General features: G+C 68.1%; 2 protein-coding genes. One reads left to right on the top strand and one right to left on the bottom strand.

Features of this window, described 5'->3' with window-relative positions:
• Positions 1 to 259 precede the first annotated feature (259 nt).
• Positions 260 to 574 carry a putative quinol monooxygenase gene (locus tag VGC13_RS06200; RefSeq protein ID WP_331124354.1) on the bottom strand — a complete coding sequence of 105 codons (315 nt, stop codon included), beginning with the start codon at positions 572 to 574 and terminating at the stop codon, positions 260 to 262.
• Positions 575 to 858: 284 nt separating this feature from the next.
• Between VGC13_RS06200 and VGC13_RS06195 the strand changes: the two genes are divergently transcribed.
• The gene (locus VGC13_RS06195) at positions 859 to 2,577 is read left to right on the top strand and encodes an AMP-binding protein (protein ID WP_331124353.1); all 1,719 of its coding nucleotides are present in this window, start codon (positions 859 to 861) and stop codon (positions 2,575 to 2,577) included.
• Positions 2,578 to 2,624 lie beyond the last annotated feature (47 nt).

Below are 2,624 nucleotides of genomic sequence, written 5' to 3'. Positions count from 1 at the left end.
CAGCCGTTGAAGCCCCGCGCAGTTTGCGGGGCTTTTCGCAGTTCCAGCGGCGGCTTTAGCCGCTCACGCGAGGGGGGACGCTCCGGGGCTGAAGACCCGCTCCGAGCATGCCGACGCGAGATCCTTCGGCCGCGCGCCGGGTTTCAGGTCAGGGAAGGCATCGTGCGGTGCTCCCCGGGAAGTCACTGCTTGCCGTTGTCCCTTCCGCCGTTGAAGCCCCGCGCGGTTTGCGGGGCTTTCCGCAGTCGTTGCGGCGAGTTCACTCGCTCCCGGACGGCACGCCCAGTCCGCCCATCACGGAGAATTCGGTGGAGTGGAACTCGCCGGTCAGCATGGGCATCGCCTCGGCGATCGCGGCCTGCACCGCGGGATCCCGCAGCGACGCGTGGTGCGCCTGGCGCGAGGCCCACACCTCGGTGACGTACACCACGTCCGGCTTCTCGTCCGACACGCCCACCATGTACATCTCGCACCCCAGCGCCCGCGACGCCTCCACGTCGCGCATCAGGATGTCGACCACGGCGTCCCGCTGCCCCGGCTTTGCGTGGATGGAGACGAAGAGCCCGTAGCGCATGCGTGTTCCCCAGGAATTTGGAGGCGAAAGCGGTGGAGCGGGCAGTATACCGCCGGCCGAAGCCGGGCATCAAGCGCGTCGATCGGGTGTGCGCGGCCCCGCCGTCATCCCGCGTCCGGCAGTGTAACGGGTTGAGCCGGGCTCACGCGCGTCTGGCGGAAGGCGCGAAAGCCGTGTAACGTGGGTATACAAACGTCCGATCGAGACGGCGCGGGCACCCCGCGCGTACCCGTCTTGCGGCGTAGGACCCGCCGCCCCACCCCGCCCGCCATGGAGATTGCACGATGACGGACCGTCCCTGGGTTCCGCACTACTCGCCCGGCAGCCACGCCGAGATGGGCGCCCTGGCCTACAGGCACATGCCCGACATGGTGCGGCAGCAGTCCGCCAAGAACGCGGCCAAGACGGCGTTCACGCAGGTGATGCCCAACGGGATGGCCGGCTCGCTGACCTTTGGCGACATCGACCGCAAGTCCGACGAGTTCGCGGCGTACCTGCGCGGTACGCTGGCGCTGAAGGTGGGGGACCGGGTGGCCATCCAGATGCCCAACTCCCTGGCCTACCCCATCGTCCTCTTCGGCGTGCTCAAGGCGGGGTGCGTGGCGGTGAGCACCAACCCGCAGTACACGCCGCCGGAGATGATCCACCAGTTCAACGACAGCGGCGCCACGGTGCTGGTGATCAGCGACCTGTTCGCCGACCGGCTGCCCCCGGTGCTCCCCAAGACGCAGGTGAAGACCGTGGTGACGGTGCGCATCACGGAGTGGTTTCCCGCCGTGCCGGCGTTCATCCTTCGCACGGTGCTCAAGTACGTCAAGAAGATGATTCCGCCCATCACCGTGGCGCACACGCCGCTGCAGGACGCGCTCAAGGCGGGGCGCGAGCGCATGGCGGCGGGCGCGGACGTAAAGGGTTACCTGGACGGCGTTACGCTGGATTCGGTGGCCAACCTGCAGTACACGGGCGGCACCACCGGCGTCAGCAAGGGGGCCATGCTCTCGCATCGCAACCTGCTGAGCAACGTGGCGCAGATGCTGGCCATGAACACCGCGCTCCTCAAGGAGGGCGAGGAGAGCATCATGACGGCGCTGCCGCTGTACCACATCTTCGCCTTTACGGTGAACCTGCTGCTGTTCTACCAGATCGGCGGGCACAACGTGCTCATCCCCAACCCGCGGCCGCCCTCGAACCTGCAGAAGGCGTTCGAAAAGTACCCGGTGACCTGGTTCTCGGGGGTCAACACGCTGTTCAACGCGCTGGCCAACGAAGAGTGGTTCAAGCAGAACCCGCCCAAGAGCCTCAAGCTCTCCGTGGCCGGCGGCATGGCGCTGCACGGGGCCGTGGCCAAGCGGTGGAAGGAAGTGGTGGGCACGCCGGTGGTGGAGGGATACGGCCTTACCGAGGCGGCGCCGGTGGTGAGCTTCAACCCCGTGGACCGGGTCAAGGAGGGAACCATCGGCATCCCGTTCCCCAGCACCGACGTCAGGCTGGTGGACGACGACCGCAAGCCCGTGGCCCCGGGGCAGCCGGGCGAGCTGGTGTGCCGCGGCCCGCAGGTCATGCTGGGCTACTGGCAGCGCCCCGACGAGACGGCCAAGGTGCTGGAGGAGGGCTGGCTGTACACGGGCGACGTCGCGCAGATGGACGAGGAGGGGTACTTCAAGATCGTGGACCGCAAGAAGGACATGATCCTGGTGAGCGGCTTCAACGTGTATCCCAACGAGGTGGAGGACTGCCTGGCCAACCACCCCGGGGTTCGCGAGGCGGCCGTCATCGGCGTGCCCGACGAGCACTCGGGCGAGGCGGTCAAGGCGTTCATCGTCAAGAAGGACGATTCGCTGACGCCCGAGAGCGTGATCAAGCACTGCCGCGAGTCGCTGGCGCCGTACAAGGTGCCGCGCAGCGTGGAGTTCCGCGACGACCTGCCCAAGAGCCCCATCGGCAAGATCATCCGCCGCGAGCTGCGCGCCCCGGCCCCCACCGCACAGACGGCCAAGGCCTGAGTCCGGTGGATGGACGTGCGTCGCGCCGGGACGGAGCCTCCGTCCCG

Source organism: Longimicrobium sp. (assembly GCF_036399255.1).
Taxonomy (GTDB): domain Bacteria; phylum Gemmatimonadota; class Gemmatimonadetes; order Longimicrobiales; family Longimicrobiaceae; genus Longimicrobium.
The sequence above is the reverse complement of the archived record's forward strand: the minus strand, read 5'-3'. Positions and strand labels throughout refer to the sequence as shown.